19 protein-coding genes are annotated in these 22198 nt (G+C 71.3%); 8 read left to right on the top strand and 11 right to left on the bottom strand.

Annotated elements, in window-relative coordinates; genetic code table 11:
* Window positions 1-53: 53 nt before the first annotated feature.
* Window positions 54-791, bottom strand: coding sequence for a metallophosphoesterase (locus BL253_RS31330; RefSeq protein ID WP_116438908.1), 738 nt, complete (start codon window positions 789-791; stop codon window positions 54-56).
* A gap of 158 nt (window positions 792-949) precedes the next feature.
* On the opposite strand from BL253_RS31330, the gene BL253_RS31325 reads away from it, so the two are divergent.
* A complete protein-coding gene (locus BL253_RS31325; protein ID WP_076820916.1) occupies window positions 950-1405 on the top strand; it encodes a GatB/YqeY domain-containing protein in 456 nt (151 codons plus the stop codon).
* Window positions 1406-1433: 28 nt separating this feature from the next.
* Here the strand turns inward: BL253_RS31325 and BL253_RS31320 are convergent, their stop codons facing one another.
* The 4 genes from BL253_RS31320 to BL253_RS31305 form a co-directional block, all read right to left on the bottom strand.
* A complete protein-coding gene (locus tag BL253_RS31320; protein WP_076820908.1) occupies window positions 1434-2174 on the bottom strand; it encodes a response regulator in 741 nt (246 codons plus the stop codon).
* Window positions 2171-3829, bottom strand: coding sequence for a sensor histidine kinase (locus BL253_RS31315; protein ID WP_076820907.1), 1659 nt, complete (start codon window positions 3827-3829; stop codon window positions 2171-2173). The genes BL253_RS31320 and BL253_RS31315 overlap by 4 nt, the downstream gene beginning before the upstream one ends.
* Window positions 3830-3975: 146 nt before the next feature.
* Window positions 3976-4959 carry an ABC transporter permease gene (locus tag BL253_RS31310; RefSeq protein WP_076820906.1) on the bottom strand — a complete coding sequence of 328 codons (984 nt, stop codon included), beginning with the start codon at window positions 4957-4959 and terminating at the stop codon, window positions 3976-3978.
* Window positions 4956-5948, bottom strand: coding sequence for an ABC transporter ATP-binding protein (locus tag BL253_RS31305; protein ID WP_076820905.1), 993 nt, complete (start codon window positions 5946-5948; stop codon window positions 4956-4958). Before BL253_RS31305 ends, BL253_RS31310 begins: the two co-directional genes overlap by 4 nt.
* Window positions 5949-6435: 487 nt before the next feature.
* On the opposite strand from BL253_RS31305, the gene BL253_RS43090 reads away from it, so the two are divergent.
* The 4 genes from BL253_RS43090 to BL253_RS31285 all read left to right on the top strand — a co-directional run bounded on the left by BL253_RS43090 (window position 6436) and on the right by BL253_RS31285 (window position 10325).
* Window positions 6436-7509, top strand: a complete 1074-nt coding sequence (locus tag BL253_RS43090) for a class I SAM-dependent methyltransferase (protein WP_198946473.1) — start codon at window positions 6436-6438, stop codon at window positions 7507-7509.
* Window positions 7510-7696: 187 nt separating this feature from the next.
* Complete coding sequence (locus BL253_RS31295; protein WP_076820904.1) at window positions 7697-8491, top strand: ABC transporter ATP-binding protein; 795 nt, start codon at window positions 7697-7699, stop codon at window positions 8489-8491.
* Entirely contained in the window at window positions 8488-9288 is an 801-nt protein-coding gene (locus tag BL253_RS31290) for an ABC transporter permease (RefSeq protein ID WP_241835308.1), read from the top strand. Before BL253_RS31295 ends, BL253_RS31290 begins: the two co-directional genes overlap by 4 nt.
* The gene (locus BL253_RS31285; RefSeq protein WP_076820902.1) at window positions 9285-10325 is read left to right on the top strand and encodes an ABC transporter substrate-binding protein; all 1041 of its coding nucleotides are present in this window, start codon (window positions 9285-9287) and stop codon (window positions 10323-10325) included. The genes BL253_RS31290 and BL253_RS31285 overlap by 4 nt, the downstream gene beginning before the upstream one ends.
* Window positions 10326-10406: 81 nt before the next feature.
* Here the strand turns inward: BL253_RS31285 and BL253_RS31280 are convergent, their stop codons facing one another.
* The 6 genes from BL253_RS31280 to BL253_RS43085 all read right to left on the bottom strand — a co-directional run bounded on the left by BL253_RS31280 (window position 10407) and on the right by BL253_RS43085 (window position 17597).
* Window positions 10407-10688: a hypothetical protein gene (locus tag BL253_RS31280; protein WP_076820901.1), complete on the bottom strand. Its 282-nt coding sequence runs from the start codon at window positions 10686-10688 to the stop codon at window positions 10407-10409.
* A 117-nt stretch (window positions 10689-10805) separates the two neighbouring features.
* On the bottom strand, window positions 10806-11459 hold the full coding sequence (locus BL253_RS31275; protein ID WP_081438881.1) for a TetR family transcriptional regulator: 654 nt from the start codon (window positions 11457-11459) through the stop codon (window positions 10806-10808).
* A gap of 243 nt (window positions 11460-11702) precedes the next feature.
* Window positions 11703-13985: an acyl-CoA dehydrogenase family protein gene (locus tag BL253_RS31270; RefSeq protein WP_076820900.1), complete on the bottom strand. Its 2283-nt coding sequence runs from the start codon at window positions 13983-13985 to the stop codon at window positions 11703-11705.
* Between the two features lie 14 nt (window positions 13986-13999).
* On the bottom strand, window positions 14000-14863 hold the full coding sequence (locus BL253_RS31265) for an amidohydrolase family protein (RefSeq protein ID WP_076820899.1): 864 nt from the start codon (window positions 14861-14863) through the stop codon (window positions 14000-14002).
* A 758-nt stretch (window positions 14864-15621) separates the two neighbouring features.
* Complete coding sequence (gene proS / locus BL253_RS31260) at window positions 15622-17028, bottom strand: proline--tRNA ligase (RefSeq protein WP_076820898.1); 1407 nt, start codon at window positions 17026-17028, stop codon at window positions 15622-15624.
* Between the two features lie 140 nt (window positions 17029-17168).
* Complete coding sequence (locus tag BL253_RS43085) at window positions 17169-17597, bottom strand: hypothetical protein (protein WP_076820897.1); 429 nt, start codon at window positions 17595-17597, stop codon at window positions 17169-17171.
* 690 nt (window positions 17598-18287) lie between these two features.
* On the opposite strand from BL253_RS43085, the gene pstS reads away from it, so the two are divergent.
* The 3 genes from pstS to pstA all read left to right on the top strand — a co-directional run bounded on the left by pstS (window position 18288) and on the right by pstA (window position 22109).
* Entirely contained in the window at window positions 18288-19406 is a 1119-nt protein-coding gene (gene pstS, locus BL253_RS31250; RefSeq protein WP_076820896.1) for a phosphate ABC transporter substrate-binding protein PstS, read from the top strand.
* 496 nt (window positions 19407-19902) lie between these two features.
* Complete coding sequence (locus BL253_RS31245) at window positions 19903-21051, top strand: PstC family ABC transporter permease (RefSeq protein WP_241835307.1); 1149 nt, start codon at window positions 19903-19905, stop codon at window positions 21049-21051.
* Window positions 21048-22109 carry a phosphate ABC transporter permease PstA gene (pstA, locus tag BL253_RS31240; protein ID WP_076820895.1) on the top strand — a complete coding sequence of 354 codons (1062 nt, stop codon included), beginning with the start codon at window positions 21048-21050 and terminating at the stop codon, window positions 22107-22109. Before BL253_RS31245 ends, pstA begins: the two co-directional genes overlap by 4 nt.
* The last annotated feature ends 89 nt before the right edge of the window (window positions 22110-22198 follow it).

Raw genomic sequence — 22198 nt, 5'->3', positions numbered from 1 at the left:
CCACATCGAAAGCACCCGCCACAAGCTCAAGCGCCTCGTCAGCCACCACATCCTCACCGAGCCCGAACCCGGCCTGTTCGTCCTGCCCGACGGACAMCCCCACCCACAACCGACCCACCAGCCACAGCAGACCGAAACCTGACGACAACCGACGGAACGTCCTCTGAGAGGCCGAGGGCCAGATCGACGCCGTTGGCCGGTGGTCCGGAGACGAGGTCGGCCCGGTCGCGGCGCAGCCGGGCGTCGTCGACGCCGCGGACGTCCAGCCGCAGGCCGCCGACCGCGAGGACGTCGTGAACGTGTGTCATGTCGCGCCAGCCCGAGTCCAGGGCGAGGTCCTTCGCGAACCCGGCCCAGTCCAGGGACGGTCCTTTGGGCGTGGCGTCACCTGGGTCGAGGATGTAGTGGTGCGGGCTGCGGGGGCGCGGGACGTGGTAGTCGTTGTTGCCGGGGACGAAGACGCCCGGGAACCCGTACAGCGGCGTGAGGGCCCGGCGCAGCGGCTCGGACGCGTCGGCGTGGGAGAGCACGTCTCCGGTCAGCGTGACCAGGTCGGGCACCACGCGGGCCAGTTCGCCGAGCCAGTGCAGCTTGYCGGTCTGGCCTGGCAGCACGTGCAGGTCGGACAGGTGCAGGATGCGCAGCGGCGTGGAGCCCGGCGCGAGCACCGGTACCTCCCGCCTGGTCAACGTGTAGGAGCCGCGCTCGTACAGCCCGTACCCGACCGTGGCGGCGCCAGCCGTTCCCAGCGCGGCCACGGCCCGGAGCGCCAGAGCTCGCCCTCCTGGCATGTCCCCTCGCATTGGTCCAGTCTTACCCCTCGCCACCGACAGGAGAACCAACGCGACATCCGGCAYGGGGACAAGGCCCCGCCGCGCCCACCTTCTGGCCGGCCGCGGCGAGAATGCAGATGACCGAACCACTTGACAAGACCTAGGCTGCGATGACCATGAGCACCCTGAAAGAGCGACTGCGCGCCGACCTGACCACGGCGATGAAGGCCCGGGACGAGCTGCGGACGTCAACGCTGCGGCTCGCGCTCGCGGCGGTCAAGGAGGCGGAGGTCTCGGGCAAGACGGCGCACGAGCTCTCTGAGGCCGAGGTCGAGAAGGTCCTGAACCGGGAGGTGAGCAAGCGCCGCGAGGCGTCCGAGGCCTACGCCGCGGCCGGCCGCGCCGAGCAGGCCACCCGGGAGGGCGCGGAGGGCGATGTGCTCGCCGACTACCTGCCCAAGCGCCTCGGCGACGACGAGCTCGCCGCGATCGTCGAGAAGGCGCTGGCTGACGGGGACTTCGCGGGGCCGAGGGCGATTGGCCCCGCGATGAAGGCCGTCCAGGCCGTGGTCGCCGGCCGTGCTGACGGCGCCAAGGTCGCGGCCCTGGTCAAGGCCCGTCTCGCCGCGTAGCGCGCGGGGCGCCGTGTCTGCGGTGCGGTCAGTCCGGGTGGCGGGGCGGGTTGGCCGAGGGGCGGATGAGGCCGGTCTCGTAGGCGAAGACGACGGCCTGGACGCGGTCGCGCAGTTCCAGTTTGGCGAGAATGCGGCCGACGTGGGTCTTCACCGTCGCCTCGGAGAGGACGAGACGGGCCGCGATCTCCGCGTTCGACAGGCCGGCGGCGACCTCGCCCAGCACGTCCAACTCACGCTCGGTGAGGCGGGCGAGCCGGTCTGCGCCGGCCGGGTGGGCACCTTTTGCCGACAGGCCGGCGCCTTGGCCGACGGTCCCGCCGTCCTGGGCGTTCGGGTCGGGCAGGCGGTGCGCGAAGGCGTCGAGCAGCCGCCGGGTGACGTTCGGCGCGACGACGGCGTCGCCGGCCGCGACCGTGCGGATCGCGGCGAGCAGGTCGCCCGGCGGTACGTCCTTGAGCAGGAAGCCGCTCGCGCCCGCGCGTAGGCCCGCCAGCACGTACTGGTCCAGGTCGAACGTCGTCAGGATGAGGACGCGCGACGTGCCGTCGGTGGCCACGATGCGCTTGGTCGCCTCGATGCCGTCGACGTGGGGCATCCGCACGTCCATCAACACGACGTCGGGTGCCAGCTGGGCGGCGAGCCGCGCGGCGGCCGCGCCGTCGCCAGCCTCGCCGACGACGGTGATGTCCGGCTGCGAATCGAGCACCATGCGGAAGCCCATCCGCAGCAGCGGCTGGTCGTCGACGAGCAGGACTTTGATCGTCATCGGGGCCGTGGGCCGGGGGCCTGGCTGGCAACAGACATTTTTGCCGTCCCTACCTTCGTCGGAGCGTTGATCCGCGCGGCGACGCGCCATCCGCCACCCGGGCCGGCGACCGGGCCGGCGACCAGCTGGCCGTCGTGGAGGGCGGCGCGTTCGCGCATTCCCTCGATGCCGCGCCCGTAGGGCCTCCGGAACTCTGGAAGACCGGTAGCTGGGCCATCTTGGGCTACCTCGGCGGCGCCGACGACCGCGGTGCCGACGACTGTGTCCGGGCTGGCATCGGTGACCTCGACGTCGACGCCGCCGAGGTCGAAGTTCAGCCGGACGAGAGCACGGGCATGCGGCCCCGCGTGTTTGAGGACGTTGGTCAGCGACTCCTGGACGATCCGGAAGACCGTGAGCTCGGCGTCCGCGGGAAGCTCGCGCGGCTGGCCCGACACGAGGAAGCCGACGGTGCGCCCGGCGTGGCGAACCTGGTTGACCAGGCGGTCGAGGTCGGCGATCMGCGGCTGCGGGGCCGTCGCGGCCTCACCCGGGAGGTCATCGCGCGGGGCGGCCCGAATGCCGGCGTAACCGCTGGCTTCGCCCTTGCTGTTGCCGCCGCGATCGTCGAAGACATCGCGCAGGACGTCGGCCTGACCAGGCCCGTCTGACGCGGTGCTACCGCCGGGCGTGCCCAGGTCGATCGTGGGAGACCCGGCAGGGCCGCTGTCGTCGCGCAGGACGCCGAGGAGGTTGCGCATCTGCGCGAGCGCCTCCCGGCCGGTCGCCGACACGGATTCGACCGCGCGGACCGCTCGCAGTGCCCGCTCATCGACGTCTGGAAGTTCGGAATCGGCAGGGCCTTCGGGCGGCAGGCCTGTCGGGTCTCTGGGCGGCGGGTCCGCCGGCTGGGGGTCTGTCGGCTGGGGGCCTGCCGGGGACGTGACCAGGTCGCGGAGGGTGTAGCTCGCGCCGTCCGCGAGTGCGATCATGACGGACAGGTTGTGCGCGACGATGTCGTGCATCTCCCGCGCGATGCGGGCTCGTTCACCCGCCGCCGCGAGCAGGGCCTGCTGGTCACGCTCCCGTTCGGCCCGTACGGCGCGATCGGCGATCGAGGCGACGTACGCGCGCCGGGTGTTGGCGTTGACGCCGAGAACACCCGCCGCGATGGCGGCCGGCAGGAAGAGCAGCACGACACCGAGCTGGTCGACGGCACGGACGTGGGGAAGCCGGAGACCGAACCAGAAGATCCAGACCGTGATGATTACCGCGGCCCCGGCTGTCGCGCGCCGCCGGGACCATTTCGCCACGGTGTAGAACGCGATCAGCATCGACGAGAACGTGCCGAAGGACGGCACCCACAGCAGGATCTGTAAATAGGACGCCGCCGCGCAGACGATGAGCGCACTGACCGGGTATCGACGCCGTATGCAGAGCGGTGCCACCGCCGCGCAGGTCAGCRGCACCATTCTGGCCGACGGGCCGCTTGACAGCGTGAGTGGTACCAGCGCGAAGAGGCAGACCGCCAGCGCGAGAGCGGTGTCGACAACGGCGGGATGGGCGCGCAGAGTGCGGCCGATCCGGCCGTACCGCATCCGGCCGAACACCACGCCAGGCACGTCGGGCACGGTCGGCGGGCTGGGYCGGCTCGTCCCGAGGCTCGACGTCGCCATGAGCCTCATAGTGCCCCCTCCGGGCCGATTGGGGATGCCGAGACAGGACCACGAAGCCCCCGGGGCGTGCGAGGACGACCCGATGGGTGTCGCCTCACACGCCCAGAGGGCGCCGTGGGGGAAGCGGCGGATCAGAAGCGCGCGGATCAGACGTCGCGCCGGGTGAGGGCGTAGGCCGAGGCCACGCCCAGGACGGCGATGTAGAGGCACAGCATCACGAACGCCCTGCCCGGAGAGACCAGGTCGGTGAGGCGGGCGGGGCTCGTCGACGAGATCGCGTTGCCGAGGAGCGCGGGCAGGTACCGCTGCGCCGACTCCAACCGCTCACCGAACATCGAGAAAATGAGTGGGAGGCCGAGCACCGCGCCGAGCAGCGCCGTCACCGCGCCGGCGGTGTGGCGGATCAGCGCCCCAAGGGTGAGCCCGAGCAGCGCGATGGCGGTCAGGTAGAACGCGGCGCCCAGGATCGCGCGCGCCGCGCCGTCGCTGCTGAGGGAGACGCCGACATCGTGCGATCCGAGGATGGCCTGGCCGATGAGGAAGGAAACCAGCGACGCGACGAGCATCGCCACGAACGTGACACCGGCGAGGACGGCCGCCTTCGCCCACAGCACCGGCAGCCTCCGTGGCACCAGGCCGAGCGTCGCGCGGATCATGCCGGTCGCGTACTCCCCGGTCATGGTCAGCACCCCGAGGACACCGACCGCCACCTGGGCCAGCAGGAGGCCGGCAAGGGACTGGTACACCGGGTCCTGGTTTCCAGCCTGCGCATCCGCGACGGTCCAGTTGTGCGACGCGGAGATACACAGCGGGACGGCGAGCCCGATGAGCAGCAGGACGGCCAGCCCCATCGTCCACTGGGTGGAACGGAGCGACCGGAGCTTCGTCCATTCGGACCGCATCACCCGCGCCTGCGTCACGTCACCCGCGATGGCGCCGCTCGGGGCGTCGCCCGCCCTCGCCGTGGCGGACCCTCGTCTGGAGCGGGTCGACGCCCCGCGTTCCAGCGTGGCCGTTCCCGGCTGCCGGCCGGTCCCGGCCGCGGCCGGGACCGGCCGGGCGGACGGGGTGGACGGGGTGGACGGGGTGGACGCGCGGTCACGGGAGTGGCGGTCGTGTATCTCGTTCATCGGGTTCCCTCGCTGGTCGCGGGCGCCGCGGTGGTGAACTCGACCGCGTCGCGGGTGATGTCCATGAACGCCTCCTCCAGGGAGGCCAGGCGTGGCGTGAGCTCGTACAGCGCGATCCCGTACGTGCGGGCCAGCTCGCCGATCCGTTCCGACGGCAGGCCCGCCACCTCGATGGCGTCGGCCTCCGAGCCTCGCGCTGCCTCGAGACCGCTGGCGGCCGCGGTGGAGCCCATGCCGGCGAGGGCGGCCGAATAGGTGACCGTGGCGCCCTCGCGGGCGGCCAGCTCGGCGAGCTCCGCGGCCTGCGGGGAGCGGACGTGTACCCGGTTGCCCGAGGCGCCGCGGGTGAACTCCTCGACCGTCGTCTCCTGGATGAGCCGGCCGCGGCCGACCACGATCAGGTCGGTCGCGGTCATCGCCATCTCGCTCATCAGGTGCGAGGAGAGCAGGATGGTGCGCCCTTCGGCGGCGAGGCCGCGCAGCAGGTCGCGGATCCACCGGACACCCTCCGGGTCGAGCCCGTTGACCGGCTCGTCGAGGACGAGAGTCCCGGGGTCGCCGAGCAACGCGGAGGCGATCCCCAGCCGCTGGCCCATGCCCAGGGAGAAGCCACCCGCCCGCTTGCGGGCCACCTCCCGCAGGCCGACGAGATCGATGACCTCCTCCACGCGGCGCCGCGGGATGCCGTGTGTGTGGGCAAGGGCGAGCAGGTGGTCGCGAGCCGAGCGACCGGTGTGGATCGCCCTGGACTCCAGGAGCGCGCCGACGTGGCGCGCCGGCGATGCCAGGTCGCGGTAGTGGCGCCCGTCGACGAGCACCGTGCCGCGGGTCGGCCGGTCCAGGCCGAGAATCATCCGCATCGTCGTCGACTTGCCGGCGCCGTTCGGCCCCAGGAACCCGGTGACCACTCCGGGCCTGACCGTGAAGGAAAGGTCGTCTACGGCGACCTTTCCGCCGTAGCGCTTGGTTAGACCGCGCGCCTCGATCATGGTTTACCTCACGTCTGTCGTCGTGTTCCGGCGCCGGTCGCGTCCTGGATGGTCGACTGCCGGCTGGACAACCAGAACGTTAGGGATCTTCGGGCTCGCCGCCGACGCCCGCGCGGCCGATCTTTTCCGGCGGCGCCCTACGGCTGGAGGCGTAGACGTACGCCTTGAGAGGTACGTGCCCAGGCTTATGCCCGGATGGACGCGCCGAAGGGAGCTCGGGCGCCGAAGGGAGCTTGGACGCCGAAGGGAGCTCGGGCGCTAAAGGGAGTCCAGGCGCCGAAAGGCGCTCGCTCCGGACGTGCGCGACCCAAGGCCAATCAGGTCGGGTGGCCGCGGCCCGGGGATACTGTTACGGACCAGCAGCGACAGCCGGAGGAGGTGAGACCCATCAACGCCAGAAAAAGCTTGGTGCGTTCGCCTCACGGCCGCGCCGTTCGTAGGTGACGGCGGCCGCGCGAGCGCCCTTCGGTGCTCCGAAAGGCTTCTGATGTCGCTTTCTCCCGCTGGCGGGCTGAGTCCGTCGAGCGACGGGTCATCCCTCGGCAACCACACGTCCTTCGACGAGGCCGGCCTAGCCGTCGGCATAGCGCCCGGCATGGAGCCCGACATCGTCGTGACGCTGCGGGCCGCCGGCTGCGTCTTCGCGGAGGATGAGGCGGCGCTGCTCGTCGCGTCCGCCGACGGCCCGGCCGGCCTCGCCGCCATGGTCGCCCGGCGGTGCGCCGGCATCCCGCTCGAGCACGTTCTCGGGTGGGCCGAGTTCGGCGGCCACCGGATCGTCGTCGAGGACGGCGTCTTCGTCCCGCGCCGCCGCACCGAGTTCCTCGTGGAGCTGGCGACCGGCCTCGCCAGGCGGGCCGTCGCCGACGGCGGCGCGGCCGCGGTTCGCCCGGTGGTCGTCGACCTGTGCTGCGGCTCGGGCGCCCTCGGCGCCGTCGTCGCCACCCGCCTCGGCGCGGCCGGCGCCGGGATCGAACGCGAGGACGCCTCGCCGTCGCCGTCGCCGTCGCCGTCGCTGGCGCTGGCGCGTCCGGTGCCGCGGCCGCGTCCGGTGCCGTCCGATCCAGAGCGCGCGGCCACGCCGCCACCCACCCGCCAGGTCGAGCTGCACGCCGCCGACATCGACGGGGCGGCGGTGCGCTGCGCCCGGCGCAACGTCGTACCCGTAGGCGGCCAGGTCCACGAAGGCGACCTGTATGACGCGTTGCCCGCCGAGCTGCGCGGACGCGTCGACATCCTGATCGCCAACGTGCCCTATGTGCCGACCCGCGAGATCGACCTGATGCCGCCGGAGGCACGGGTGTACGAGCCGCTCGTCGCGCTGGACGGCGGCCCGGACGGACTCGACGTCCTGCGGCGGGTGCTCGCCGGCGCTGGCGCGTGGCTCGTGCCGGGCGGCCGCCTGCTCGTCGAGACCAGCGTCGACCAGGCATCCATCGCGGTGGACGTCGCCGGCCGGTATGGCCTGACGGCAAGCGTCGAACGTTCCGAGGAACACGAAGCCACCGTCCTCGTCGTGGCCAGCCCTCTCATGCGGCGAGGCGGAACCGCGGCAACGTGACGTTCGCCGGCACGGCTTGACCTGGAATGCCGCTGGTGGGTTGTATCGGGCCACCATGGCAGGGCGCGGGCGCGATACTCCGGTCTCGCCCGCGCCAGGATCCCCATCGGACCGCGTCCGCGCGCGCGCCGACCTGGCCGCCGGCGGCTCCGGCCCCGGACCGGGCCCCAACCCGGGCTCGGGGTCGGTGTCGGGCGAGGACCAGGGAATCCGGCTGGTCGGGGTCACTCGCCGCTACGGCGGCGTCGCCGCGGTCGAGCGGGTGGACCTGGCCGTTCCGCCCGGGCGGCGGCTCGCGGTCGTCGGGCCGAGCGGCTGCGGGAAGTCCACGCTGCTCGGGCTGATCAGCGGGCTGGACGAGCCGGACGAGGGTGTGATCGACGTGCTCGGCGCCACCGGCCCCGCGGCCCGGCTGGCTCGGTGTGCGCTGATGCCGCAACGGGACCTGCTGCTGCCCTGGCGGTCGGCGCTCGCCAACGCCGCCGTGTCGCTGGAGAACCGGGGGATGTCGCGCCGCGCGGCGCGGGCGGCGGTTCGGCCGCTGTTCGCTCGTTTCGGGCTGGCGGGGGCCGAGGACTTCCTCCCCCGGCAACTCTCCGGCGGCATGCGCCAACGCGTGGCGTTCCTGCGCACGTTTGTCGCGGGCAAGGAGGTCCTGCTGCTGGATGAGCCGTTCGGCGCGCTGGACGCGATCACTCGGGCGGAGGCGCAGGAGTGGCTGCGCGCCACCCTGGAGGCCGAGCCGCGCACGGTCGTGCTCGTCACCCACGACGTGGAGGAGGCGCTGCTGCTCGGCCACGAGGTCGTCGTCCTGGCGGCCCGCCCCGGCCGGGTGGCGGCCCGCGTCGCCGTCGACCTTCCCGCGGCCCGCTCCCGCCGTGAGCTGCTCGCCACCGCCGAGTTCGTCGGGCTGCGCGACGAGGTCCTCGCCGCGCTGGAACAGGGGTCATCGGCGCCGTCGGTCGAGCCGGAGCGCCTGTGACGCCTCGTCCGACCAGCCGGCGCGGCGCCTGGGGCGTTCGTCGCTGGGGCCCGCCCACGGTGGTGCTCGTCGCGATCGCCGCCGCTTGGGAGCTGGCGACGGCCGTCCTGGGCGTCGAGGACTACATCCTGCCGGCGCCGAGCGCCGTGGCCCATGCGCTGGTGGACCGCTGGGACTCGACGCTGGCGAGCGCCACCTGGGTGACGCTGACGGAGGTGGTCGCGGGGTTCGCCATCGCGGTCGGCGCCGGGCTGCTGATCGCCTGTGCGCTGCATTTCTCGCGGACAGCCCGGTCGGCGCTCTACCCCTGGCTGATCGGCTCACAGACCGTGCCCGTTGTCGTGATCGCGCCGGTTCTGGCGATCATCTTCGGTTACTCGCTGACGCCGAAGCTCATCCTGGTCGCGCTGCTGTGCTTCTTCCCGATCGTCGTGGCCACCCTTGACGGCCTGTCGGCCGTCGATGACGACCTCAGACGGATGATGCGCACCCTCTACGGCACCCGCTGGTCGATCTTCTGGCGGGTCGAGCTCCCGGCGGCGCTTCCGTCGCTGTTCACCGGGCTGCGGCTGTCGGCCGCGTATGCCTCGACGGCGGCGGTGTTCGGCGAGTACTCGGGCTCGTCCGACGGCCTCGGGCACGTGATGCGCCAGGCCGTCCCGCAGCTGCAGAGCGCGCTGGTCTTCGCCGCGATCGCGCTGCTGTCCGCCATGTCCGTCGCCTTGTTCGTTCTGGTCACCGCGCTGGAGACGGCGCTGGTCGGCTGGGCTCACGAAGGGAAGAGCACCAACAGATGAGAGCGCACCGATCGACGTTCGGCATCCGCACCGGCATAGGCACCGGCTCCGCGCTGATGGCGGGAGTACTCGTCCTGTCCGCCTGCGGCGGCGGCCATGACGCGCAGGGGGCATCCGGCGGCGGGCAGCTCCGGAAGACCACCGTCCTGCTGGACTGGGATCCGAACCCGGACCACGTCGCTCTCTACACGGCCCGTGACGCCGGCTACTTCAAGACCGCCGGCCTCGACGTCACCCTCCAGCCGCCGTCCGACCCGTCGGACCCCACGAAGCTGGTGAGCACCGGGAAGATCGACCTGGGGATCTCCTACGAGCCGGAGACCGTGATCGCCGGGTCACAGGGCCTCGACGTGATCGCCGTCGGTGCCCTGGTGCCCACCGCCCTGACCTCGGTCATGGCCACGGGCAAGTCCCGGGTGCACACGATCGCGGACCTCGCCGGCGCGAAGGTCGCCACCGCGGGCCTCGCCACCCAGGACGCGTTCCTGACGACGATTCTCGCCAGCAACCATGTCGACGGCGGTTCCGTGACGAAGGTCGACGTCGGCCAGGACCTGCTCGCCGCGATGGTGACCGGCAACGTCGACGCGACCCTCGGCGGGTTCCGCAACGTCGAGGCCGTCCAGCTGGCGGCCGAGGGCCTGGACCCGACGGTCATCCCGGTGACCGAGGCCGGCGTGCCGGACTACGCCGAGCTCGTCGTCATCGCCCAGGCCAGCCGGCTGAGGAGCGACCCCGCCTACCAGCGGCTGGTGCGCGACTTCCTCGGCGCGCTGTCGCGCGGCAACGCCGCCGTGCTGGCCGACCCGGCCGCCGCCGCGAGGACGATCGCCACGGTGGCCGACGGCTACGACCCGGCGATCCTGCCGAAGATGGTCGACGCGACCGTGCCGCTGCTGCGCAACGCCGCCGGCTTCGGGCGCCAGGACGCCGCGGCCTGGCAGTCGTTCGCCGACTGGATGTCCGCCGAGCACCTCATCGACAAGCCCGTGAAGGCCGCCGACGTCGTCACCAACGCCTATCTTCCCGCCAGCTGACCTCCGCGCCAGCTGACCGGCGGCGGCGGGTCCGGCCGGGCCAGCGGCCCGGACCACGGCGCGGCAGGCGGAGACGGGTCGCTATCCCGCGTTCCCGGCGCAGCGCGGGTCGTTCGGCGCGACCGCGATAGAGCCGTAGTCGGCGTCGGAATGGTAGACGACGTACACCATGTTCGGCCCGTCGCATTTCGCGGACACGTTGCTGAAGCCGTCCGGCATGTTGATGACCCGGGCCGGCTTGTCGTCGTGGCTGGTCACGGGTGCGTCCCGTCCCGGCTCCTGGGCCTTCTGCGAACAACCCGTCGCCGTCACGACGATCGTCGCCGCCGCGAGCGGTAGCGCGACAGCCAGCCGAGTCCTCATGCGATTCCCCTCCACCTGACCGCCACCCTGAGGCGCGGCCTGGGCCGTCCGGGTGGCCCCTTTTGTCTGTTTCCTATCACCCGCGTGGCGACTGGAGGGCTGTCGAGGCGCGGAGGATCAGGCCGGTTGGGGGTTCTCGTAGGGGCCCAGGACCAGCCGGGTGACGTCCTCCAGCTGGCGGACGAGGTCGGGGAAGGTGAGGCGGCCGGCGGTCCAGGCGCCGAGGCCGGAGGCGAGGGTGGCGTTGAGGGCGATCATGGCGGGCCGGGCGACCTCGGGCGGAACGTCCTCCATGAGCGCCGTGAGGACGGCGTGGTTGTCGTCCCCGAGGCCGGCGAGCTCCTCGCTCGCGAACGGGTCGCTGGAGCCCTCCACGTGGACGACGAGCCGGGCGAAGTTCGGATGCCGCTGGAAGGCCCGCAGCTCGCGGTACAGGAACGCGGTGACTCGGGTGCAGGCGCCTGCCGGCGATGCGCCGCTGTTGCCGCCGCCACGGGACTGGTCGCGGGAGACCTCGGCGCGCACCCGGTCGGTGAGCCGGCGCTGCCAGTCGGCCCAGGCGGCGGCGAGAAGGTGGTCCTTCGAGGAGAAGTAGCGGTAGGCCGTGCCGAGCGCGACCCCGGAGCGCTCGGCGACGTCCCGCATCTGCAGCTGGTCCGGCGGCACCTGGTCGATCATCTCGATGACCGCGTCCGTGAGCCGGCGACGGCGGGCCAGCTGAGCCGGCGTCATCGTGCTGACCGGCTGCGGCAGCGTCTCCTCTTTTGCCACCTTCCCAGGCTACCTGGAAGCGGGTTCCATTTCGTATATCATTTTCGATCTTGCCCTACACACCCGGTCGTGCCTGATGCGGGCAGGGCCAGGGGTGCGGCTGAAACATAGTTCTACCGGAGGAGCCGCTGGCGCCGGCCCGCCGGTGGATGGCGCCGTCCGGAGACGTCCCACGCCATCCGGCGGCGTCGTGGGACGTCTCCGGACGGCTGTCGCGGGTCGGCTGTCGCGGGTCAGCGGAGGTCAGCCGCGGGGAAGACCGAGGACGCGCTCGGCGATGACGTTGAGCTGGATCTCGATGGTCCCACCACCGATCAGGTGTGGTGGAACGCTGAGGTACTGGTGCACCGCCGCGGCGCCCGGGCCGTCGGCGCTGACCGCGGCCGGGCCGAACCACCGGATCGTGCGCGTCGCGACGTCGGTGTTCAGGAAGCTCGCCGCGACCTTCGCGACGCTCGCCTCGGCGCCGGGACGCAGCCCGGACAATGCGCGCAGCGTCCCGCGCAGGCTCATCGCGGACAGCGCGTACGCGTGGGCGTACAGCGCGCCCATGTCCCGGCGGACGTCGTCGRCTCGCGCGGCGAGCTCGCCCGAGGCGGCCATCGCGGGCATGTCCAGCCGCAGCTCACGCATCCCGCCCATGGCGACCCGCTCATTGCCGAGCGTCGTGCGCGCCAGCGCCCAGCCCTTGTCGACCTCGCCCACCAGCCGTTCGTCGGGCACGAGGACATCGTTGAAGAACACCTCGTTGAACAGGTAGTGACCGTTGGCCTCGCGCAGCGGGCGTACCTCGATGCCGGGCGTCCGCATGTCGAGCAGGAAGTACGAGATGCCCCTGTGCTTGGGGGCGTCCTGGTTGGTCCGCGCGAGCAGGACTCCGTAATGGGCGCGGTCGGCCATGGAGTTCCAGACCTTCTGGCCGTTGATCCGCCAACCGCCCTCGACCTTCTCCGCCCGGGTCGACAGCGCCGCCAGGTCGGAGCCGGCGCCGGGCTCGCTGAACAGCTGGCACCAGGTGATCTCGCCGCGCAGGGTCGCGGGGATGAGCGTCCGCTTCTGCTCCTCCGTGCCGTGCGCGAGGACCGTCGGCATCGCCCATTCACCGATGACGGTCTTCGGCTGGGCCACGCCGGACCGCTCGTACTCCTGCTGGATGACGATCTGCTCGATGGGAGTGGCCTCGAGGCCGTAGGGACGCGGGTAGTGCGGCAGCACGAGCCCTTCGGCGGCCAGCCGGTTCTGGCGCTCACCTTCGGGCAGCGCCGCCACCTCGTTGAGGATCCCGGCGATCCGCGCACGGAACGCCGGGTCCTCCTCAGGAAGCTCGAGGTCGAAGTCACGGGTCAGGCCGGAGGAGGCGCGAGAACGCTCCTCCTCCGCTCCTTCGGACGCCTCGGATGACATCGCCCCGGAGGCGGTCAACTCGCCGAGGCGGTGCTCGAACGCGGCGACCGGGCCGAGCAGGCTCTCCAGCGTCATGGCGCGCCGCCAGTACAGGTGGGTGTCGTGCTCCCACGTGTAGCCGATGCCGCCGAGAAGCGTGACGGTCTCCAGCCCGAGCTCGGTCGCGCCGGCCAGGCACAGGATCGCCGCCTCGGCCGCGGCGAGCGCGAGCTGCTCGTCGCCCTGCTCGACGGCGCGGGCCGCGTCCCAGGCCGCGGCGGTCATCGTCTCGGTTCGCACCAGCATCCGGGCGGCGCGGTGCTTGACGGCCTGGAACGAGCCGACCGGGCGGCCGAACTGCTCGCGCACCTTCACGTACTCGACACCGGTGGTCAGCAGCCAGCGCGCGATGCCGACGGCCTCGGCGGCGAACAGCACGGCGGCCAGGGTGCGTACCCGTTCCGTGCTGAGGGCGACGACCTGCTCGGCGCCGACGGCGACGGCGTCGAGGTGCACCCGGGCGACCCCGCGGGTCAGGTCCACCGCCTCGGCGGCCTCGACGCGGACGCCGGGCGTGGCGGCGTCGACGACGAACCACACCTCACGACCGGCGGCACTCGTGGTACTCGTGGCGCTCAAGCCGGCGTCCCCGGCGACGCGTGCCCCGAGCAGCAGCAGCTCAGCGCCGGCCGCGCCCAGCACCGGGACCGTCGTACCGGACACGGTATGACCGCCGTCGGGTCCCGGCGTGGCGCGGGGGCCGTCGGCGGTGAGCGCGCTGGCCGCCCGGGCACCGGCGGCCAGCCCGGGCAGCGTCCGCTTGCGCAGCTCGTCGCTCGCGTTCCCCGCCAGCAGCCCGCTGGTCAGGACGGACGGCAGCAGATGCCCGGGCAGCAGGCCGCGGGCCGTCTCCTCCAGCGCGACGGCGAGCTCCATGTACCCGGCACCGGCGCCGCCGTGATCCTCGGGCAGGTGCAGCGACGTCAGGCCGAGCTCGACCAGCCCGTCCCAGCCGGGAAACGGGGCGCCGGCGGCGTAGGCATCGAGATCGGCGCGGATCGCCGCGGACGGGGCGTGGCGGGCGACGAAGCCCCGTATGGACGAGGCGAGCGCCTCATGGTCCTCGGTCAGGCCGATCGACACGACTTTCCTCCCAATCAGGCGTTGAGCCCGAGGACCTTGCGGGCGTTCTCGTGCAGGAACTTCGGCCAGACGTCGTCGCGGAACGGCACGTTCGGCATGTCCGTCATGATCCGCTCGAGCGAGAGGCCCATCGGGAAGTAGCCGRCATAAAGGATCTTGTTGGCGCCGMGGGTGTTGGCGAAGTCGATGATCGCCTTCGGGTAGTGCTTGGGCGYGAACGCGGACGTCGAGTAGTACAGGTTCGGCCACTTGAGCAGCAGCTTCACCGCGAGGTCGGTCCACGGTTCGCAGCCATGCCGGGTGACGAAGACCAGGTCGGGGAAGTCGAACATCACCTGGTCGATCAGCTCGACCCGCTGCGGCTCGAACCTCAGCCGCGGACCGGGGACGCCGGCGCAGCAGAACACCGCGATCCCCAGCTCCACGCACTTGGCGTACGCCGGGTACATCTTCTCGTCATTGATCGCGACCTGCGGGAACACGCCGGACGGGAACGCGCCCACCGCGCGGATGCCGAACTCCTCGTAGTCCCGCGTGATCGAGCGGACGGTGCCCATCACGTCGTTCGGGTCGTTGAGGTTGCCGCTCGGGACGAACCGGTCCGGGAAGTTCTTCAGCGCCGACCGCGCGGACTCGCCGGCACAGCCGATCATGCCCTTCTCGATCCCGAACCGGTCCATCTCGCGCAGCGTGACGCTGACCGGGTCGTCCGTGGGCAGGTCGTGCGGAACGTTCTTGAACATGTACTGCGCCGGGAACTCGAACGCCTTGGACTCGTCGTCCTTGAGCTGGCGACGGATGAAGTCGTACTGCGAGCTGCCCGGCTGCGGGAAACCGATCATCGTGTCGATGATCGGGACTCCGGTCGGAAAGGCCATCGCGCGTCCTCCACCCTGCTCTCGATCAGCTTTCTCGTCGCCCATTCTGAAATCGGGTTTCACGAGAGTCAAGGGGTGCGGAAGGTAGCCCGAGCCTGCCAACTCAGGAAAGATCGCCCCAATGGGAAACGATATTCTACCTGGCGGGGTAGGGTGGGGCGGGGTCGGAAGGTCGTCATGGTTCGCTCCGGGACAAGCCCCGGGGGTCGGACGGCGCCCAGGTCGGAGTCGGACGGGGTTGGGCGGGAAGGTTGACATGGTTCGCTTCGTGCGGACACGGCCCTCCGGCAGCCCGCTCGCCTGGCGGCTCGCGGGCTACCTCCGGGCCGTGTCCTCCTGCGCTCACGTGCCCTTCGGCGACCTCGCTGCGGCCCGGCCCACCTCGCTGCGCTCGTGGGACGGGCCTCCGCGAGGTGCGCCTCCGGGCCAGCCCGGTGCCGTTGCGCCGCGACGTCACCACCCGGGGTTCCGGCCGCTGGCCGGCCGTGACCCCCGCCCGCACGAGCGCAGCGAGGTGCCCCCAACACCAGCCCTAAGCCGGCTTCCGGAACGCTCCAGCGCAGGGTGACCGTGCTGGGCGCGGAGGCGCGCCTCGCGGAGGCCTGGCCATGGAGCGAAGCGAGTAAGGGGCCGGAGCGCGCCGCCCGGACGGAGCGAACCGGCAACAACCTTCCCGCCCGACCCGGTCCGAGTCTCCGTCCTGCCTCAGATCCAGCCTCGGGCCGGAGCGCCGCGCCCGGACGGAGCGAACCAGAAACTCAGTAGGAGCGGGCCACCAGGCAGACGAGGTCGTCGGTGTCGTCCGTGCCGTCTGGGTAGGTGCCGTCCGGGTTCTGGATGCAGCGGACGGTGAGAGCCTCGGCGGCCAGGCGCGCCTCGCCGTCCTCGCCGACCAGCCGCCATGGCAGGCGGGCGAAGCCGGTGGCGGCCGCCTCGACGGCCTCGTCCAGGGAGGTGACGTCCGTGGTGCGCGAGTCGCGCAGCGCCAACGCCTGCTGGTAGAGGCTGTTCTGGACGTCGTCGAGCAGCGCCGGCACCCGGCCGATCGCCTCCGACAGCGGAACGGTCGCCTTCTCGCCGGTGTCGCGGCGAGCCAGGGTGGCGTTGCCAGCGGCCAGGTCGCGCGGGCCGATCTCGACCCGGACCGGCACGCCCTTGAGCTCCCAGTCGGTGACCCGCCGGCCGAAGGACAGCCCCGGGCGGGCGTCCAGCGACGCCCGCACCCCGGCGGCCTTGAGCTCGGCCGCGATCTGGGCGGCCGCGGCGACGACCTTCTCGTCGTCGCGTACGGGCAGCACGACCACCTGGGTCGCCGCGAGCCGCGGCGGGACGCGCAGTCCCGCGTCATCGCCATGAGCCATGATCAGGCCGCCGACCATCCGGGTGGACGAGCCCCAGGAGGTCGTCCAGGCCAGGTGGCGGYCGCCATCGGCCCCGAGGTAGTCGATGTCGAAGGCCCGCGCGAAGTTCTGGCCGAGCTCGTGGCTGGTGGCCATCTGCAGCGCCTTGCCGTCACCCATCATGCCTTCGCAGGTCAGGGTGTTGATCGCGCCGGCGAACCGCTCCTTGCGGGTCTTGCGCCCGACGAAGACCGGCAGCGCCAGGGTCGACACCATGAAGTCCTGGTAGACGTCGAGCGCGATCCGGCGCGCGTAGGCGGCGGCGTCGGCCTGGTCGGCGTGCGCGGTGTGGCCCTCCTGCCAGAGGAACTCGCTCGTGCGCAGGAAGAGGCGCGGGCGCAGCTCCCAACGGACGACGTTCGCCCACTGGTTGAGCAGCAGCGGCAGGTCGCGGTAGCTCTGCGTCCACTTGGCCATGTACTCGCCGATGACCGTCTCGCTGGTCGGCCGGACGACGACCGGCTCCTCCAGCTCCTTGCCGCCGCCGTGGGTGACGACGGCGAGCTCGGGACTGAACCCCTCGACGTGCTGGGCCTCCCGGCGCAGGTAGCTCTCCGGGATGAACAGCGGGAAGTAGGCGTTCAYCGCGCCCGCGGCCTTGATCCGGGCGTCGACGTCGGCCTGCATCCGCTCCCAGAGGGCGTAGCCGTACGGTCGAATCACCATGGACCCCCGGACCGGGCCGTTGTCGGCTAGCTCGGCCTTGGCGATCACGTCTTGATACCAGCGGGGGAAGTCCTCGGAACGAGGGGTCAGCACGGCCACGCCCCCACGATATTGCCCTGGGTAGCTATTCCGGCGGCTGCCCTCGTCAGCCGCGCGGGCGGCGGGGAGCCGGCGCGGTCCCGCCGCCGCTGGCCACGTCATCCGGCCACGTCATCCGGCCGGGTGGTCTGGCCGGATGTCTAGCTGGGCCGGCGGGCTGCCGGGGGGTGCCGGTTCCGGTCGTCGCCCCCCGCTCGGACCTCCACGGCCGTGGAATCGGCGCCCTGTGGCCAGACGGTGGCGCTGGCGGAGGGGCGGGTGGGCTCGCGGAACACGAGCAGGATGTCGGCGCCGGCGTGGTGGCTCACCAAGGCGGTCGCGGGCGGCATGAGGACCATCGCCGCGGTGACTTCGGCGGCGGTCGCTCCAGGGGAGAGCAGCAGCCGGTGCTCGACCACGTTTCCGTCGTCGGCGCTGGTCACCTCGGCGAGCGAGCGGGGCAGTTCGGCGAGATGGCCCGGCTCCGGTGCGGGATCCACGGTGCCGGAACCATCCCTGTCGTCGGATCCGCCTGAGCTTCCGGGGTTGGTCGCCTCGCGGTCACCGACGTCGATGGCGGTGTCTTCCATGCGCTTCCTCCTTCTTGTTCTCTGCCTGCCCGCTGCCCGCTGCCTGCCGGCCCTCCGGCTGGCGTGAGCCGCTGGCCGCGATCCGCGTCGTCGAGGCCATGCGAACGTTCCTCCGGGCCCCCGGCTTCGGTGCCGGGGCGCGAGCGTGGTGGGGTCACCGTCGCCCATGACCCATGGCTACAGGACGAATGCTGTCAGCAACCGCAGCCTTGCTGAACAGCAATCGGACGGGACGGACGAGCGGTGATGGGTGATGTCCGGACAGATGGGGCGTCGAGTAGCGCCCGCCTCATGCTTGGTTTCTTTCTGTAGTTGCGCGGCGATCTTCATGTTGGTCCCGCGGGGTGGCGGCGAGAACTACCAGATAGTGGTGGCCGTCACTCTCGACGAGGTGTGAACAGATGGAGACGGGAAGGTGCGGGCGCGGGCGGTCGGGGGCGGATGTGGTCATCCTGTAGTCCGTCCGCACACCAACTGGTAGAAAACCGTCACGGTTCGTAGTCATTGGTGGCGATCCTGGGTGGCTCAGCCCTCGATCGACCTAAACGGGTAGCTGTTCCGGCGTGTGTCCGGTTTGTGTTCGGGTTTGTTCATTTCTGGTTCACCGTGGGCCGCTTCGATGTTCCACCGGTGGTCCGCACGGGACCGCTGGGGGCAGGCGCCTATGGGTGCCACAGAGAAGGGCTACTCGTGAAGGTAGGCAAGCGTCAGTCCGCCGCCGGTATCGCCGTCGCGGCACTGCTCAGCGTCGCGGCGTGTGGTTCGGACGACAACAGCGACGAGCCGACCACTCCGGCCAGCGGGTCGGCGTCCGCGGGCGCCGCGTCGGCGATCGACTGCGCCACCGGCAGCATCAGTGGCGGCGGCTCGTCCGCGCAGAAGAACGCGATGGACGAGTGGATCAAGGCGTACCAGGACGCCTGCAGCGGCACGACCGTCGCCTACGCGTCGTCCAGCTCGGGCACCGGCCGCCAGTCGTTCATCGACAAGCAGGTCGACTTCGCGGGCTCCGACTCCGCGATCAAGGATGACCAGAAGACCGCCGCGGCGGCTCGCTGCACCGGCGGCGAGGTCGTCGACATCCCGATGGTGGTCGGCCCGATCGCGGTCGTCTACAACGTGTCCGGTGTCGACGACCTCAAGCTGTCGCCGGGGACCGTCGCCAAGATCTTCTCGGGTGCCATCACCAAGTGGAACGACCCGGCGATCAAGGCTGACAACGGCAGCGCCTCCCTGCCCGACACGACCATCGCGTCGGTGCACCGCTCGGACGCCTCCGGCACCACCGACAACTTCACCAAGTTCCTGGCTGGCGCCGGTGGCTCGGACTGGACCTTCGCCAACGGCTCCGACTGGAAGGCGCCGGGCGGCCAGGGCTCGAAGGGCAGCGACGGCATCGCCTCCACGGTCAAGGCCACGCCGGGCGCGATCGGCTACGTCGAGCTGTCGTACGCCGAGAACTCGGGCCTGTCGACCGCTCAGCTGAAGAACGCTGCCGGTGAGTTCACCGAGGTGAGCACGGACGGCGCCTCCAAGGGTGTTTCCACCGCCACCGCCAAGGACGGCAACGACCTGGTCCTGACCTTCGACTACAAGACCGCGGTCCCGGGTGCCTACCCGGCGTACCTGGTCTCGTACGAGATCGTCTGCACCAAGGGCCTCGACGCCACCAAGGGCGCCCTGGTGAAGTCCTTCCTGACCTACACCGCGTCCGAGGCCGGCCAGGCCTCGATCAGTGACCTGGGCTACGCCCCGCTGCCGAGCACGGTGGCCACCAAGGTCAAGGGCGTCGTCGCCACCCTTGGCTGATCTTCGGCCTTGACGTGACCTTCCGTCCGGATGCCCGTGTACTCGCGGCCGCGCCGATGGCCGGTCAGTGAACGGGTATCCGGCGGAAGCGCCGGGTCGACAGGGCCCATGTGTGTCTTGAGGCGGCCGCGGCCGGGCGTATGACCCGGCCGCGGCTCGCCACGTTTGTCGGTCCGACCGACGTTGGACGCACGCACGGGTGCCAGCGACGCGGCCGGAGCTGATCAACAAGCCTGGACCCGTGGTGGGGCGAGGTCCGTGTTCCGGGAGTGACACCGAGAGTCGGGCCTGATGACAGGTATCGGAACCAGATGATCAGGRGGGGACGATGACCACAGAACCTGCCGCCGAGACGGCCGGTCCGGCGCCGTCCGAGCCAGGGGGGACCGGCGGCGGTGAGTCCCCTCCCAGTGCCAGTACCCAAGTGACCGAACCGGCTGCCGTTGAGACGGCCGACCCGGTGTCGCCATCGGCTGCCGTAGGGACGGCCGGCCCGGTGTCGCCCCAGCCAGGGGGGACCGGCGGCGGTGGATCGCCTTCCAGCACCGGCCCCCGCCCCAAGGCGAAGGTCAGCTTCGCCGACGCGACCTTCAAGAACGTGACGCGCTTGTGCGGCTTCCTGCTGCTGGCGCTCATGGCGGCGATCGCGCTGTTCCTCGTCCTCAAGGCGACGGACGCGCTGGGYGACAACAAGGCGAACTTCTTCACCACTGAGACGTGGTTCCCGAACGAGACCGGCAACCCGCGGTTCGGCATCGCCGCGCTGCTGTTCGGCACGGTCGTCACGGCCGCGGTGGCGATGATCGTCGCGGTGCCGGTGGCCGTCGGGATCGCGCTGTTCATCACGAACTACGCGCCCCGCCGGGTCGGTGAGGCGCTGGGCTACATCGTCGACCTCCTGGCCGCCGTGCCCAGCGTCGTCTACGGCCTGTGGGGCCTGGCCATCCTCGCGCCGCACATGAACGGCACCCAGCTCTGGCTGAGCCAGTACCTTCCCTGGTTCCCGTGGACTCCGCTCGCCGGGGCGATCCTGGGCGTGGYCTTCGCTCTGATCCGCCGCGGCAGCTCGGTGGCCACGCCCGTCACCGCGGGCGTGGTGCTTGGCGTCGTCGTGTCCCTGATCGCCGGCATCGCCGACGCGCCCGATGACATCGGTATCTTCAGTGCCCCGAGCGGGCAGGTCGGCCGGTCGATCTTCGTGGCGGGCATCGTTCTCGCCATCATGGTCCTGCCGATCGTCGCGGCCATCTCGCGCGAGGTCTTCAAGCAGGTCCCGATCGCGCACAAGGAAGCGGCGTTCGCACTCGGTGCGACCCGCTGGGAGATGATCCGCACCGCGGTGCTGCCCTACGGCAAGCCCGGCGTGATCAGCGCCTCGATGCTGGGCCTCGGCCGGGCGATGGGCGAGACCATCGCGGTCGCGATGGTCCTGCCCGCGTCGTTCGGCATCTCGGTGCACTTCCTCGAGCCGGCCGGAAACACGATCGCGGCGAACATCGCGAACGCCTTCGGCGACTCCAACGACACCGGCCGCGGCGCGCTGATCGCGTCCGGTCTCGTGCTGTTCATCGTGACCATGCTGGTCAACATCGCCGCGCGGGCCATCATCGCCCGTCGGGCCGAGTTCTCGGGGGCCGCGTCATGAGCACCCTGACCGTGGCGCCCGAGGGCGCCCCCGTGGCCGACAAGCTGCACCTTCACGGCAACAAGCTGCCCGCCTTCGCGCTGCCGGTGATCGCCGTCGCGTCCGTCGGCATCTCGCTGTTGYTGTACTTCGCCACCCCGATGGACAGCGAGATCCAGATCCTTCTGCTCTCGCTGCTGCTCTTCGCGGCCGGCCAGACGATCGCTTCCAGCCTGGTCGAGGGCGGCCGGCGGGCCAGGGACCGGTTCGCGACGACGCTGCTCATCGGGGCCTTCCTGCTCGCGATGGTCCCCCTCGTCGCCGTACTGGCCACTGTGATCAGCAAGGGTGCCGCTCGCTTCGACTACGAGTTCTTCACCCACTCGATGCGGGGCGTCAGCGCTCGCGACCACGGCGGTGGCGCCTACGCCGCGATCATCGGCACCCTGGAGCAGATCGCCCTCGCGAGCCTCATCGCGGTGCCGTTCGGCGTGATGRTCTCCATCTACCTGGTCGAGTACGGCCGCGGCCGGATCAGCCGGACGATCAGCTTCTTCGTCGACGTGCTGACGGGTCTGCCGTCGATCATCGCCGRTCTGTTCATCTACGCCTTCTACCTGATCGTCCTGGGCGCTCCGCAGACCGGGTTCGCCGGCTCGCTGGCCTTGATCATTCTGATGATCCCGACGGTGGTCCGCTCCACCGAGGAGATGCTCAAGCTGGTCCCGAACGAGCTGCGCGAGGCCAGCTACGCGCTCGGGGTCGAGCGGTGGCGCACGATCCTGAAGGTCGTCATCCCCACGGCGTTGCCGGGCATTGTGACGGGCGTCATGTTGGCCATCGCCCGGGTGGCGGGTGAGACCGCGCCGCTGCTGCTTACGATCTTCGGGAATGATTCCATCAACAACGACCCGTTCTCGGGCCACCAGTCGGCCCTTCCGCTGTACATCTTCACCGAAGCCGCGAAGCCGCAGAGCTGGGCCATTGACCGCGCCTGGACGGCCGCGCTCACTCTGATCATCATTGTCATGCTGCTGAACCTGATCGCGCGCTTCATCGCGCGCCGGACCAAGGTCTGACCGGCTCGATGAGCAACGTCTCCGCCAACCGAATCACGAGTTCCCAGGTCGGCGAAGCCGCCCTGGGAGGGACCCCGTTCGCGTCGACC

It is taken from the genome of Pseudofrankia asymbiotica (assembly GCF_001983105.1).
Taxonomy (GTDB): Bacteria; Actinomycetota; Actinomycetes; order Frankiales; family Frankiaceae; genus Pseudofrankia; species Pseudofrankia asymbiotica.
The sequence above is the reverse complement of the archived record's forward strand: the minus strand, read 5'-3'. Positions and strand labels throughout refer to the sequence as shown.